The organism is Neobacillus bataviensis (assembly GCF_019969725.1).
This window is the reverse complement of sequence record NZ_JAHXYW010000007.1, coordinates 71,094-84,059: the sequence shown is the minus strand read 5'-3', so window position 1 is coordinate 84,059 and position 12,966 is coordinate 71,094. Positions and strand designations below refer to the sequence as shown.

At 38.4% G+C, this 12,966-nt stretch carries 15 protein-coding genes; 8 read left to right on the top strand and 7 right to left on the bottom strand.

Features of this window, described 5'->3' with window-relative positions; genetic code table 11:
- Positions 1-8: 8 nt before the first annotated feature.
- A complete protein-coding gene (locus LC455_RS18245; protein ID WP_223592879.1) occupies positions 9-572 on the bottom strand; it encodes a DUF2777 domain-containing protein in 564 nt (187 codons plus the stop codon).
- Between the two features lie 416 nt (positions 573-988).
- Here LC455_RS18245 and asnB point away from each other — a divergent pair, with 416 nt between their 5' ends.
- Together asnB and LC455_RS18235 are read left to right on the top strand one after the other, a co-directional pair.
- Entirely contained in the window at positions 989-2,836 is a 1,848-nt protein-coding gene (gene asnB / locus LC455_RS18240) for an asparagine synthase (glutamine-hydrolyzing) (RefSeq protein WP_223592877.1), read from the top strand.
- A 105-nt stretch (positions 2,837-2,941) separates the two neighbouring features.
- Positions 2,942-4,459, top strand: coding sequence for an alpha-amylase family glycosyl hydrolase (locus LC455_RS18235; protein WP_223592876.1), 1,518 nt, complete (start codon positions 2,942-2,944; stop codon positions 4,457-4,459).
- A gap of 35 nt (positions 4,460-4,494) precedes the next feature.
- Here LC455_RS18235 and LC455_RS18230 read toward each other — a convergent pair whose 3' ends face one another.
- Together LC455_RS18230 and LC455_RS18225 are read right to left on the bottom strand one after the other, a co-directional pair.
- Positions 4,495-5,367, bottom strand: a complete 873-nt coding sequence (locus LC455_RS18230; RefSeq protein ID WP_223592874.1) for an SDR family oxidoreductase — start codon at positions 5,365-5,367, stop codon at positions 4,495-4,497.
- 105 nt (positions 5,368-5,472) lie between these two features.
- Entirely contained in the window at positions 5,473-5,964 is a 492-nt protein-coding gene (locus tag LC455_RS18225; RefSeq protein ID WP_223592873.1) for a YajQ family cyclic di-GMP-binding protein, read from the bottom strand.
- 137 nt (positions 5,965-6,101) lie between these two features.
- Here LC455_RS18225 and LC455_RS18220 point away from each other — a divergent pair, with 137 nt between their 5' ends.
- Positions 6,102-6,965 (top strand): CvfB family protein, encoded by an 864-nt coding sequence (locus LC455_RS18220; RefSeq protein WP_223592871.1) that lies wholly within the window; start codon positions 6,102-6,104, stop codon positions 6,963-6,965.
- 72 nt (positions 6,966-7,037) lie between these two features.
- A complete protein-coding gene (locus tag LC455_RS18215) occupies positions 7,038-7,169 on the top strand; it encodes a DUF3941 domain-containing protein (RefSeq protein ID WP_223592870.1) in 132 nt (43 codons plus the stop codon).
- Positions 7,170-7,196: 27 nt separating this feature from the next.
- Here the strand turns inward: LC455_RS18215 and LC455_RS18210 are convergent, their stop codons facing one another.
- Entirely contained in the window at positions 7,197-8,054 is an 858-nt protein-coding gene (locus LC455_RS18210; RefSeq protein ID WP_223592868.1) for a DegV family protein, read from the bottom strand.
- 108 nt (positions 8,055-8,162) lie between these two features.
- Here LC455_RS18210 and LC455_RS18205 point away from each other — a divergent pair, with 108 nt between their 5' ends.
- Positions 8,163-9,005 (top strand): YitT family protein, encoded by an 843-nt coding sequence (locus LC455_RS18205; protein WP_223592866.1) that lies wholly within the window; start codon positions 8,163-8,165, stop codon positions 9,003-9,005.
- An 18-nt stretch (positions 9,006-9,023) separates the two neighbouring features.
- Complete coding sequence (locus LC455_RS18200) at positions 9,024-9,785, top strand: BsuPI-related putative proteinase inhibitor (protein WP_223592864.1); 762 nt, start codon at positions 9,024-9,026, stop codon at positions 9,783-9,785.
- A 47-nt stretch (positions 9,786-9,832) separates the two neighbouring features.
- Here the strand turns inward: LC455_RS18200 and LC455_RS18195 are convergent, their stop codons facing one another.
- The 3 genes from LC455_RS18195 to LC455_RS18185 form a co-directional block, all read right to left on the bottom strand.
- Positions 9,833-10,018 (bottom strand): DUF3813 domain-containing protein, encoded by a 186-nt coding sequence (locus LC455_RS18195; protein WP_223592863.1) that lies wholly within the window; start codon positions 10,016-10,018, stop codon positions 9,833-9,835.
- 1 nt (position 10,019) lies between these two features.
- Complete coding sequence (locus tag LC455_RS18190) at positions 10,020-10,172, bottom strand: hypothetical protein (protein ID WP_223592861.1); 153 nt, start codon at positions 10,170-10,172, stop codon at positions 10,020-10,022.
- 111 nt (positions 10,173-10,283) lie between these two features.
- The gene (locus tag LC455_RS18185; RefSeq protein WP_223592859.1) at positions 10,284-11,099 is read right to left on the bottom strand and encodes a Cof-type HAD-IIB family hydrolase; all 816 of its coding nucleotides are present in this window, start codon (positions 11,097-11,099) and stop codon (positions 10,284-10,286) included.
- Between the two features lie 233 nt (positions 11,100-11,332).
- Here LC455_RS18185 and LC455_RS18180 point away from each other — a divergent pair, with 233 nt between their 5' ends.
- Both LC455_RS18180 and LC455_RS18175 read left to right on the top strand, forming a co-directional pair.
- Positions 11,333-11,641 (top strand): metal-sulfur cluster assembly factor, encoded by a 309-nt coding sequence (locus LC455_RS18180; protein WP_223592858.1) that lies wholly within the window; start codon positions 11,333-11,335, stop codon positions 11,639-11,641.
- A 176-nt stretch (positions 11,642-11,817) separates the two neighbouring features.
- Entirely contained in the window at positions 11,818-12,942 is a 1,125-nt protein-coding gene (locus tag LC455_RS18175) for a TIGR04053 family radical SAM/SPASM domain-containing protein (RefSeq protein WP_223592857.1), read from the top strand.
- The last annotated feature ends 24 nt before the right edge of the window (positions 12,943-12,966 follow it).

Genomic DNA, 12,966 nt, shown 5'->3' with positions numbered 1-12,966 from the left:
TTTTCGTTTCATGAAATCATTTTCTCGATAATAAGTCTTTTTCCGGTATTTAAAGTGAATTCGAAGCGGTCGTTAACCTTTTCGTAGTAGAAAAAATGATGCTGAACATTGCAAATTTGCTCCTGATTATCAAAAACCATAAAATTTACGCCATCTTTCCGGTGTTCATCCGATAAAAATGAGAGATGATTGTAGCAATAAATACAATCGTAAATAGAAAAGTTTAACGAGTTTAATGTGGTAACAAATTGGAAGAATGCGTCATCATTAACCCCTTCTAAAAGCCTTTCGAGGGAGTAGACTAAATGCTTCCGGATTCTCACCAGGTCATGATCCCGAAGCATGGTCGCTTCTTTTCCGATTCGAATTTTCCCAGACTCATACAAAATCCCTTTTTTCCATCGATTCATCCGGAAAACTTCAATTTCCTGCTGTAGATAATCCTCCAGCATAGCTGCTTCTTCCGTCTCCTCATCAAAAAATATCCACTGATCATTAATTTGTTCGACTGTTCCCTCGGTATAGGCTCTTTGTTGAATATCGTAAAGATTCATTCGTTGTTGTCGATTCATTATTAACCTCCGTACCAGATGCTTTCATCATCCTTTTTAGACATCTTCCTGAAATTTTATAACAAGGTAATTTTATTTTAATTTGCTGTGTTAAAGGCCATTGTTGATTATTACCACTGTTGGTTGGAGCGGAAGGCACGAAGACTCCTGCGGGAGTACGGGGCAAGGGAGACCCCGCAGGCGCTAAAGCGCCGAGGAGGCTCCCCGGCACGCCCGCGGAAAGCGAAGTGCTTGGAGCGCAAATCAACAACCAAGTTTAACAGAGCCTTTTAATTAAGTATTAATATATAAACCCTTTTGGTATACCAAAATTTGCGATTCTGATAATGGACAAATAACCAAAAATAATGGGCTGAATACAATAAACCATAAATTGGATGTACAGTCAGTTCGATTTACTGAAAGGAGATACGTACATGTGTGGAATCACTGGATGGATTAATTATGATATGGACGTAAGAAACGAATCAAATATAATTGAAAAAATGACCAAAACCCTGGCAAAGAGAGGCCCTGATGAAACGAACATCTGGACTGAGACACATGTAGGCTTTGGGCACAAGCGTCTTATTGTTGTCGACCCTGAAGGGGGCAGGCAGCCCATGTCCAAACAAAAGGAAAGCGCAAAATTCACCATTTGCTATAATGGGGAATTATATAACACTGAAGATATCCGCAAAATTCTCCTTACTAAAGGATATTCCTTTAAAGGTCATTCTGATACAGAAGTTCTGTTAACTGCCTATATAGAATGGGCGGAAGAATGCGTAAATTACTTAAACGGGATCTATGCCTTTGCAATCTGGGATAGCAACAACGAAAAACTCTTTATAGGACGAGACAGACTAGGGGTAAAACCGCTATTTTTCACGGAACATCATAAAGGGCTTTTATTTGCATCGGAAATAAAGGCAATCCTTGCACACCCGGAAATGAAAACCGAAGTAACCCAAGAAGGGCTGGCTGAGATATTTGGAGCAGGTCCATCAAGATCACCTGGGTCAGGTGTGTTTAAAGGAGTTCAGGAGCTTAGGCCTGCACATGCGTTAACTTTTTCTAAAGAGGGATTAAAGATTTGGCGCTATTGGAATGTAAAAAGCGAAAAACATCAGGATAGTATAGGGGAAACGGCTGAAAAGGTCCGTTTTTTAGTTAGTGATGCAGTGACCAGGCAGCTTGTTTCCGATGTACCGTTATGTACCTTTTTATCAGGTGGTCTGGATTCAAGTATTATCACTGCCATTGCTGCCAAAGGCTTCGAAGATCAAAATAAAGGGAAGCTTCATACTTATTCGATTGACTATGAAGGAAATGACCAATATTTTTCATCGAATGAGTTTCAGCCAGATGCGGACGGAAAATATATTAAAATGATAACAGACAATTTTCACACCGAGCACCGTAATAAGGTCATTTCTCAGCAGCAATTAGTTAGTGATTTAATCGAAGCGGTTCATGTAAGAGACTTACCAGGGATGGCAGACATTGATTCCTCACTGCTTTGGTTTTGTAAGGAAATAAAAAAGGATTTTGTTGTAAGTCTATCCGGTGAATGTGCTGATGAAATTTTTGGAGGTTACCCATGGTTCCATCGCAAACAGGACTTGGAGCGGCCAGGGTTCCCGTGGATGCGTTCAGTGTCAGAGCGGGAAAATTTATTAAAGCCTCATTGGCAGGAAAAATTACAATTACAGGATTATTGCTTGGAGCAATATCAAAAGGCAATTGCGGAAACTCCAAAATTAGAAGGAGAAAGCTTAGAAGAAGCCAAACGCCGTGAATTATTCTATATAAATATGACCTGGTTTATGACCACCCTGCTCGACCGGAAAGACAGAATGAGTATGGGAGCAAGTCTTGAAGTAAGAGTCCCATTTGCAGACCACCGGGTGGTCGAATATGTTTGGAATATCCCATGGGAGATGAAGATGTATCGGGGAAGAGAAAAAGGACTGTTACGGAAGGCATTTGAAGGAATCCTTCCAGAAGAAGTTCTTTACCGGAAGAAAAGTCCTTATCCTAAAACACATAATCCACAGTATACAATGGCGGTCCAGAAAATCTTAAAAAATGTTCTGCAGGATAAATCCTCAGCCTTACATGAATTCTTTAATAAAGAGAAGCTAGAGGCAATTGTCGATTCAGGAGGGAAATCCTTTCAAGAGCCATGGTTTGGCCAGTTGATGACAGGGCCGCAATTATTGGCTTACCTTGTACAGCTTCACACATGGTTTAAAGATTATAATATCAACATAGTAAATTAGAAAAATAAATTGTTAGTTTAAATTTGGAATAAGGCATTGGTTGGATTAAAATAAGTGTAGGGTGGGGGCCCGTTCCCCCGCTTTTTTTATGAGGAGGATATTATAATGAAACGGATTACACTCATTTTAATCGCAATATTGTTATTTTCATCCATTCCGGTTAGCGCTAAGGTACAAAAAGAAAAACGTTTATGGCAGGATGAAACGGTATATTCAATCATGGTCGACCGCTTTAATGACGGTGACACAAGCAATGATATAGATACAAATACAAAAGATTCGTTAACTTTTAATGGCGGTGATATTCAAGGGATAATCGATAAATTGGATTACATACAGGATATGGGCTTTACCGCCATTCGTCTAACCCCCATTTTTGCCAATGCCAAGAATGGATACCATGGCTATTGGGTAAATGATTTTTATAAAGTGGACGAGCATTTTGGAACGCTCGAAACCTTTCAAAAGCTTGTAAAAGAAGCACATCAAAGAAAAATGAAAGTGATTCTTGATTTTGTTACTAACAATGTAGCAGCTACCAATCCGTGGGTGAAAGATCCTAGCAAAAGCAATTGGTTTCATCCAAAACAAGGAATAGCCGATTGGAATAATCGGGAGCAAATTGAAAATGGATGGGTAAATGGCTTGCCTGACCTAAATCAAGATAATCCGGAAGTAAAAAAATATTTAATTGACGCAGCTAAATGGTGGATGAAAAAGACAGAAGTGGATGGTTTTGGTCTGCCAGAAGTAAATCATGTTCCATTAAGCTTTTGGAAGGACTTTTCGAGAGATGTTAAAAAAGATAAAAAGGACTTCTTCCTACAAGGAATTCCGGCAGAAAATACTTCACTTGATTTAAATAAATTTCAAAGCGCTGGTATCGATAGCTTGTTTGATTATAATCAAAGTGAGTCTTTACGGAAAGCCTTTGCGAATACGAATCAATCCTTACATTCAGTCTCATCGAATACTGAAAACGGGCAATCAGCTTTTCAAAATGGAACATTTTTTGATAATGAGTACACCGTCAGATTTACGAGTGACATTGTGGACCAGAGGCAGTTTCCAGGCTCACGCTGGAAAACGGCTTTGACCTATCTCTATACGACTCCAGGAATTCCGGATGTGTATTATGGAACCGAAATTGCATTAAATGGTGGAGAAATTCCAGACAATCGCCGGCAAATGAGTTTTAGAGCAGAAAAGGAGCTAATCGACTATATTACAAAGCTGGGTGAATTAAGAAATACACTGCCTTCATTAACAAGAGGAGCAATGGAGATGCTCTATAACCAGGATGGGATGTCTGTTTATAAGCGTGTCTACCAAGGTGAAACCTCCATTATTGCAATCAATAATACACGAAAATCCCAAAAGGTTACGTTGACAAAAAATCAGCTAGAAGGCGGGAAAGAGCTGCGCGGCTTACTTGGAGGAGACCTTGTTCGAAGCCATGATAATCAATATAATCTAATTATCGATCGCGATGAATCAGAAATATATGTCTTAACAAAGAAAAGTGGACTCAATATACCACATATATCATCGTTAATTGTCGTTTATTTATTGGTGTTCTTATTTCTTATTTTAATTCTTAAAAGAAGAAGAAGAGCGAATTAAAAACGCATCGGGGGCTTTACTCCCGATGCGTTTTTTTACCCATTTACAATGGTTCCACCGTTCACATGTATCATTTGACCGCTTACATAGGAAGAGTCGTCTGATGCCAGGAAAACATAGCTGGGTGCAAGTTCGCAAGGCTGCCCTGCCCTTCCCATAGTCGTCGTCGAACCAAAGGTTGCAACCTGATCTTCAGGAAAGGTAGAGGGGATAAGCGGCGTCCAGATTGGTCCGGGTGCAACACCGTTTACACGGATTCCTTGAGGTGCAAGCGATTTTGCCAGTGAACGCGTAAAGGTAACAATGGCACCTTTAGTAGCAGAGTAATCCAGTAATTGTTCATTCCCCTCGTAGGCAGTGATGGAAGCGGTATTGATAATCGTTGCCCCAGTCTTTAAATAAGGCAGAGCCATTTTCGTCATGTAAAAGTAAGAAAAAATATTGGTCCTGAACGTTTTTTCTAATTGTGCAGAAGTAATATTTAGCAAGCTTTTTTGCGGATGCTGCTCAGCAGCATTGTTAACGAGAATGTCCAGCTTACCAAATTCAGAAATGATTTTATGAACGATATCCTTACAATAATCCTCATTTCCGATATCACCTGCATAAAGGAGGCAACGTCGGCCCTCCGCTTCTATTAACTTTTTTGTTTCTTCCGCATCTCCATGTTCTTCCAAGTAGACAATTGCTATATCAGCGCCTTCTTTGGCAAAATATATGGCCACTGATTTCCCAATGCCGCTGTCACCGCCGGTAATTATCGCTGATTTTCCTGCTAGCTTCCCGCTTGGCTTATAATTGGGATCAAACGATACAGGCAGTGGATTCATTTCGCTTTCAATACCCGGTTGATGATTTTGATGCTGAGGCGGGAAGATGACTTTTGGTTGGTTTTGCTTGTTGCTCATGAGTAAATACCTCCAATTGATCATTTCACCTGTTAGTTTTCGTGTAAATCTAATGTTGAATACAATAAAAAAAGGCGTCAGGATAAAAATCCTTTCGCCATGATTTTAACGGTAATTAATAAATTGAACATCTACAGTAAGATCGGCTTCACGAACCAAGGAAATTATTTTTTGCAAATCGTCACGGCTTTTGCCGCTAACCCGTACTTGGTCATCTTGAACCTGACTTTTTACCTTAACCCCACTGTTTTTAATAATGGTATTAATCTTTTTCGCATTTTCCTTGTCAATGCCTTGAACTAGCTTGGCTCTTTGACGAACTGTACCGCCTGAGGCTTTTTCGATTTTCCCATAATCAAGGTTTCTTACTGGAACACCTCTTTTGATTAATTTTCCGAGTAGAACATCTTTTAACTGATCCATTTTATACTCATCATCGGAAACAAGGACAAGCTCTTCTTTGTCGAGAGAAACCTCACTCTTGCTGCCTTTAAAATCGTAGCGGGTGCTAATTTCCTTCATTGTTTGCGTAATGGCATTGGTAACTTCGGAAAAATCGACTTTGGATACAATATCAAATGAGCTGTCTTTAGACATAACAAAACCTCCATTTTTTTAACCTATATGCACAAATATTTCCCTGCTAAAGTTTCCCTTTATGGGTACATTATAGTAAAATATAGCAGGCTATTACAACTTAAATTAAAGCTCCAAAAAGAAAAGGGGAGTAATATATGTCTTTATATGAACTAATTGGTCAAACTACAACATTATCCGTAGCGAGACAAGCTGCATTTGGTTATTTTTTAACTGATGGAACTGAAGATGTGTTATTACATAATAATGAAGCGCATCAAGAATTAAATGAAGGGGATCAAGTTGAGGTTTTTCTTTACGTTGACGCAGCAGGACGAATATCTGCTTCAACAAATATTCCGGAAATCGCTGTAGGAAAATATGCATGGGTCAAGGTAACAGATGTTAACCCTGATCTTGGCGTCTTCCTTAACATTGGTCTGCAAAAGGATATCCTGTTGGGAAGAGATGATCTCCCTACATATAGATCTGTATGGCCAAAGGAAGGAGATTTAGTCTATATCACCTTAAGAGTTACACGAAATTACCTTTTGTATGCAAAGCTTGCAAGTGATCAGGTTATACAATCTATCTCAACAAAAGCAACGAGAAAAGATTTTAACAAAAATATTCAGGGACACATTTACCGAACAGCGAAAGTTGGAAGCTGGGTTTACACTTTGGAAGGCTTCAAAGGATTTATTCATGAGTCGCAGCGAAAGCAGGAGCCTCGTTTAGGTGAAAAAGTAGAAGGGCGAATCATCGATATTAAGGAAGACGGAACGATTAACGTTTCCTTGCTTGCCAGAAAAGAAGAATCGCAGGACTTAGATGCGGAAAGGATTTATGAATACCTGATGAGCAGAAATGGTGCGATGCCATACAACGATAAAAGTATGCCGGAAGATATTCAAGAACGTTTTCAATTAAGCAAGGGTGCATTCAAACGGGCACTGGGAAAGTTAATGAAAGATGGCAGGGTATATCAGGAAGGAAGCTGGACATACGCCAAGAAAGAATAATAAGTCGATTACATATCTTTTTCAAATTAACAGAAACTACAAGTGAAGTAATTTGAAAGGGGTAAGAAAAAGATGCCGCATACATCAGATAATGATAAAAAAGCAAAAGATAATAATGCACTTCGCCATGAAAAAAATATGATGCGCGAAAAAAATCGTCAGGCCGGGAAAAATCAATACTCGAAAACGACAGATCACAAATAAAAAACAGAGCAATTCTGCTCTGTTTTTTTATGGGTGTTCGTTTAAAAAGAATATAGCGATGGTACCTGCACCAGTATGAGCGCCAATAGCTGATCCAATTGAAGAAATGTAAACTTCTTTTGGATGGAACGCTTCCTCAATCATTGTTTTTATTTCTAAGGCGGTTTCTTCATTATCAGCGTGACTGATCCCGATAATTTGTTCCTGCATATTTGAACCGCGTTCTTCCATTAGCTCAATTAAACGACGAAATACTTTTTTCTTTCCCCGTAATTTTTCAATCGGAACAAGTTTTCCATCTTCTACATTTAGTATAGGCTTGATATTCAGCAATCCGCCGAGAAAGGCAGATGCTTTAGAGACTCGGCCGCCTTTTGCCAAATAGTCCAAATCTTCAACCGTAAAGAGATGCTCCATATGCTGACTTCTAAACTGAACTTCTTTTAAAATGTTTTCCTTGTCTGTATTTTCAGCAGCTAGTTTTGTTGCTTCCTTGACGATTAAGCCTTGTCCAAGCGAGGCACACTTCGTATCGACTATCGTTAAATTAAAATTTGGATATTTTTCCTTCACTTGGTCAAGAATCATAACAGCGGTGGAATATGTTCCTGACAATTCGGAAGAAAAGGCTATGTAAATTCCATCTTCATTATTTTCGGCCATTTGTGTGAAAATCTCCTCAAACGTTAGGGGAGAAGCTTGTGAGGTTTTGGGAACAGATCCTCGGCGAATGGCATCATAAACCGTTTTTGGGTCAATCGTTTTTACATCTTCAAATTCCTCATCATTAATGTGGACCTTCAAGGGAATTAATGTGACATTATTATCTTCGTAGAAACTTAGAGGTAAATCGCATGCGCTGTCAGCCAGTATTTTCACCTGCATGAAGCTCACCTGCTTTCAAGCTATTATATTTAGTTTCAGTTTATCGGTTTCACCTTAAAAATACAATTATCAAATTGTCATGTATAAAAAATAAAGGAGGGCGTTTTCTTGCTTCGGCTCCAAACCCAAAAAATCATCATTGTCGTTGCAGGGGCATTCCTAAATGCATTAGGAATGAATTTATTTCTTATCCCTGCAAATATATACTCCAGTGGGGTGGCTGGTATTGCTCAATTACTTTCAAAGGTTTTAAGTGACCATACACCTATTCACGTTTCAATGGGATTTTTACTATTGTTACTGAATATTCCAGTTGCAATTCTTGGATGGATGAAAGTGGGTAGGTCATTTACTGTTTATAGCTTTCTTAGTGTTGCGCTTTCATCTTTATTTTTAGAGATAATACCTGTTAAACAAGTATCGCACGATATATTGTTAAATGCCGTTTTTGGCGGTGTCATTGTAGCGGCAGGTGTTGGTATAACATTAAAATGGGGAGCTTCCACCGGAGGCCTAGATATCATTGCAATGGTATTATCAAGATTAAAGGACAAGCCAATTGGTCCGTATATGTTTGTGTTAAATAGTATTATCATTGTCACGGCGGGATTCCTTTATGGTGCCGAAAAAGCGCTTTATACCCTTGTCTTCTTATACACCTCAACAAGGGTAGTGGATGCTATCCATACCAGGCATGCAAAGCTTACAGCTTTTATCATTACAAAAAAAGCAGACGAAATGAAAAAAGCGATTCATGCCAAACTTGTAAGGGGTATTACCATGATTCAGGGGAAAGGAGCCTTTACGAATGAAACTCGTGAAATCATGATGATCGTTATTACCCGCTATGAGCTGTTTGATTTAGAGAGAATTATAAAAGAAGTTGATCCCAATGCTTTCACAAATATCATTCAGACAACTGGAGTTTATGGCTTTTTTAGAAGAGAATAAAGGAAAAAGGAGACCAACATGCGAATTCTTTTATGTGTAATCCTGCTTTTCTTTTCAATAGCAATGAATACCAATGCGAACGGGGTGAATGATTTCAATTATTCGTTTTATCTTATACCAGTAGCAGATCCTGAAAAGGTGATATTTGAAATAGTCATCAAAAACGAAGGAGACCTGCCGCTCCATTTTGAATTTCCTACCTCGCAAATGATTGAAATAACCATTACCGACCAAGCGGGGGCGGAAGTGTATGTTTATTCAAAAGGAAGGTATTTCCTTCAGGCATTTCAAACCATTGTTGTAGAGCCGCATCAATCGGTAAAAAGGTATGAGAAATGGAATTATCAATTCAAGGGTAAAAGGGTACCTTCAGGGGTTTATACGGTTAATGCCACGCTCAAGCCAATAAGTCTAAATGATGAACCCATTAAAAATCGGGCAAAACTATACCATAGTCAAAAGCTAAAGGTTCCTGAAGAAAACCCTGCATTTAGGTTTGTAAAGGTGTCAGGCACCAAAGGGGATTATGTTGTTACAGGAGAAGTTAGACCAGCAAACAGGAGGCTATTTTATTCGGTAGAGGATGGTCATCAGGAGTATATAAAGGAAAAAGAGGTTGTTTTTGACGGGAAGGAAGAGTGGGAGAAGTTTAAGCTTTCGATTCAACTTTCAATAGATAAACTTCCTGATAATGGTTCTTTGATGTTAAATCTTTATGAACGAGATAAAAATGGAAATATTATTAGCCTTTACCCGATAGTTTTAGAAATTATACATTAAGAAAAGCGGAAGTTCCAAATGGAAACTTCCGCCTTTCTTATTTTAAATTAAGTAATCTGTTCAAGCTCTTGTTGCATTTGTTGGAGCTGTTCTTGCTCTGCTCTAGTCGAATTAGCAAATGCTGAACTCAAGGCATTATTTGCTTTGGCGACAGCAGAGTCAACATCAGCAGGGCTGGCAGACTTCGCCATTTCAACAAATCTTCGTGCTTCCTGGAACAATTGGTTTCCCATTTTATATTCCTCCAAGCGAGGATTCGTGCACATTGGCCATTTTCTGAGCTTCCGCTTCAGCGTAGGTCATGTGATAAGGAATACGCTCGGCATGCTTGCTGACGGTATCCTTTCCTTGCTGGACAAAGCGTTTTGATTTGTTTCGTTTACCCATTCGAATCCCTCCAATATGCTCATAGCTCAAATTGAAACAGCATTGCTGCTTCATAAAATAGTATGCACCAATCAAGATTCGTTCATTTAGGTAAACAATGGTGAATTACAATTAAACTTTTAAATTTAACAAATTTGCCAAATATTGTGCAACTCCATCTTCTTCATTTGTAAGTGTAATATCATTGGCAATATTCTTCACTTTATCAATTGCATTACCCATCGCAATCCCGTGACCAGCATATTCAAGCATTTCAAGGTCATTATCTTCATCACCAAAAGCAATAATTCGTTCTGAAGGTATATCAAAGTAATCGGCTGCCTTTTTCAAACCAACAGCTTTACTTAAGCCTACCTTAATGATTTCAATAACGTGCCATGGTGCTGCCCAGCTTCGATGATCGACAACCTCAGCATGTACTGCTGATAAATGGTCACGTATCGTTTTTAATTGATCTTCTTCGGTATGAATCAGCAAACTAGTTGGGGAATCCTGTAAATAATCAGCTAAATCTCCAGTTGTGATTTTAGGATTTCCAAAGTTAAAAATATCGATTAGCTTTTCATCGTGATAATGGAAGTATACATCATCTATTACTTCAGCGATTATATTATGAAAATGAAAGCTTCTGCAGGCTTCAACAATTTCCTTCGCCACTTTGACATCCAACGGTTCATGGTAAAATCCCCATTTTGGATTTCGTGGATGATGCATAAATGCGCCATTAAAATTTACTATTGGTGTGTCTAGCTCGAGCTCCCGATAATACATTTCGCTGGAACGATACGGTCTGCCTGTAGCGATCATCACAATATGACCTTCATCTCTCGCCTTTTTTAGAGTATCCTTTGTTTTTTCAGATATTGTTTTATCATCCTTTAATAATGTCCCATCCAAATCTAATGCGATTAAATGTTTTTCTGCCATATGGACTCCTTTTATTTAGGAAATATTTTATTTCCATGATACACTACGGCTATGGAAATTTTTATTTCTATAGTTTCTATGTTAACAATTTTATATCTAAAGTGTAAAAAAATTCACATTAAAAGGGTTAAAAAAACTTTATACTTAGTAAGAAAGATGAAAAACAAAGGAAATGTGGTTTAAAATTAGCTTTTGTTATAATAAATATAAAAATAAATAGGAGTGAAGAAAATATGAATGAAGATTTAAAAGAAAATATAATGGGAGCTTTGGAATTAGTAATAGACCCTGAGTTAGGTGTGGATATTGTTAATTTAGGATTAGTTTATAATCTTGAAATGAATGATGAAGGGAAACTAACCGTTACAATGACTCTTACTACTATGGGCTGCCCGCTTGCAGGCACCATCGTTGACCAAGTGAAACGAGCATTAACGGATATCCCTGAAATTAAAGATGTTGACGTTAATATTGTCTGGAATCCGCCATGGAATAAAGAGATGATGTCACGTTATGCAAAAATTGCTCTTGGAATTAGATAAATTACTTTAAAAAACAGCAGAGAGAGTTCTGCTGTTTTTTTTTGCATTTTCACAAAACAGACATATAAAATGGCCAGGTTGTGAGATAGTTCACTTTTTTACCCTATAAACACCTTTATAATACAAAGTAATATAGGCTATTTGATTTGAAATAGCTGTTATTAGGAGGCGTTTCTATGGCTTTTAGCCGAGATTTTAATAAAGATCCTTTTATTGTTATTTGGGAGCTTACACGTGCCTGTCAATTAAAATGCCTGCATTGCCGCGCAGAAGCACAGTACAGACGTGACCCGCGTGAATTATCGTTTGAAGAAGGCAAAAACCTTATTGATCAAATATATGAAATGAATAATCCAATGCTTGTATTTACTGGCGGGGACCCTTTGATGCGAGAAGACGTCTTTGATATTGCTAAATATGCTGTAGAAAAAGGAGTTCGTGTTTCTATGACTCCAAGTGCTACACCGAATGTGACAAAAGAAGCAATTGAAAAGGCAAAAGAGGTTGGTCTTTCGCGCTGGGCATTCAGTATTGATGGACCGACTGCAGAAGTCCATGACCATTTCCGCGGAACTGCAGGATCGTTTGATTTAACAATGGAAAGAATAAAATATTTACACGAGCTTGAAATCCCGATTCAGATTAATACGGTAATTTCTAGGTACAATATAAACAACCTTGATGAAATGGCTAAAATGGTGGAAGATTTAGGCTGCGTATTATGGAGTGTCTTTTTCCTAGTTCCGACGGGAAGAGGACAGGAATCTGATATGATTTCACCTGTAGAACATGAAAAAGTATTTAGATGGCTATATGATCTAAGCAAACGAGTTTCCTTTGATATTAAAACAACTGCTGCACAGCATTATCGCCGCGTTGTTATTCAGCAAAAAATGCGTGAAGCAAAGGAACAGACAGCAGAAATTAATTATTTAAGTGCTTTAACGGAACAGGGATTAACAGGTTCGATTGATGGACTCGGACGAGCTCCAAAGGGAGTAAATGACGGTAACGGCTTTGTGTTCATTTCTCATATTGGAGATGTATATCCTAGTGGTCTTCTTCCGGTAAAAGCAGGAAATGTTCGCGAGCAGCCATTAGCGGAAATTTACCGAGAATCACCTATTTTCAAATCCTTAAGAAATCCCGATGAGTTTAAGGGGAAATGTGGAGTTTGCGAATTCCGGTATGTTTGCGGTGGCTCAAGATCAAGAGCCTATGCCATGACAGGCGATTATCTTGAAAGTGAACCATTCTGTGTTTACATTCCAAAAGCATTAAGGGAAAAACAGGAACAATAAAGTCCAATAAAAAGGGATGGGAGA

What these genes read in the sequence shown, in the direction of transcription:
- LC455_RS18185 (WP_223592859.1), bottom strand. Translation starts at nt 11,099, where the DNA reads ATGGCAGAAAAACATTTAATCGCATTAGATTTGGATGGGACATTATTA.
- LC455_RS18210 (WP_223592868.1), bottom strand. Translation starts at nt 8,054, where the DNA reads ATGCAGGTGAAAATACTGGCTGACAGCGCATGCGATTTACCTCTAAGT.
- LC455_RS18230 (WP_223592874.1), bottom strand. Translation starts at nt 5,367, where the DNA reads ATGAGCAACAAGCAAAACCAACCAAAAGTCATCTTCCCGCCTCAGCAT.
- LC455_RS18190 (WP_223592861.1), bottom strand. Translation starts at nt 10,172, where the DNA reads ATGGGTAAACGAAACAAATCAAAACGCTTTGTCCAGCAAGGAAAGGAT.
- asnB (WP_223592877.1), top strand. Translation starts at nt 989, where the DNA reads ATGTGTGGAATCACTGGATGGATTAATTATGATATGGACGTAAGAAAC.
- LC455_RS18245 (WP_223592879.1), bottom strand. Translation starts at nt 572, where the DNA reads ATGAATCGACAACAACGAATGAATCTTTACGATATTCAACAAAGAGCC.
- LC455_RS18175 (WP_223592857.1), top strand. Translation starts at nt 11,818, where the DNA reads ATGGCTTTTAGCCGAGATTTTAATAAAGATCCTTTTATTGTTATTTGG.
- LC455_RS18200 (WP_223592864.1), top strand. Translation starts at nt 9,024, where the DNA reads ATGCGAATTCTTTTATGTGTAATCCTGCTTTTCTTTTCAATAGCAATG.
- LC455_RS18195 (WP_223592863.1), bottom strand. Translation starts at nt 10,018, where the DNA reads ATGGGAAACCAATTGTTCCAGGAAGCACGAAGATTTGTTGAAATGGCG.
- LC455_RS18180 (WP_223592858.1), top strand. Translation starts at nt 11,333, where the DNA reads ATGAATGAAGATTTAAAAGAAAATATAATGGGAGCTTTGGAATTAGTA.
- LC455_RS18225 (WP_223592873.1), bottom strand. Translation starts at nt 5,964, where the DNA reads ATGTCTAAAGACAGCTCATTTGATATTGTATCCAAAGTCGATTTTTCC.
- LC455_RS18235 (WP_223592876.1), top strand. Translation starts at nt 2,942, where the DNA reads ATGAAACGGATTACACTCATTTTAATCGCAATATTGTTATTTTCATCC.
- LC455_RS18220 (WP_223592871.1), top strand. Translation starts at nt 6,102, where the DNA reads ATGTCTTTATATGAACTAATTGGTCAAACTACAACATTATCCGTAGCG.
- LC455_RS18215 (WP_223592870.1), top strand. Translation starts at nt 7,038, where the DNA reads ATGCCGCATACATCAGATAATGATAAAAAAGCAAAAGATAATAATGCA.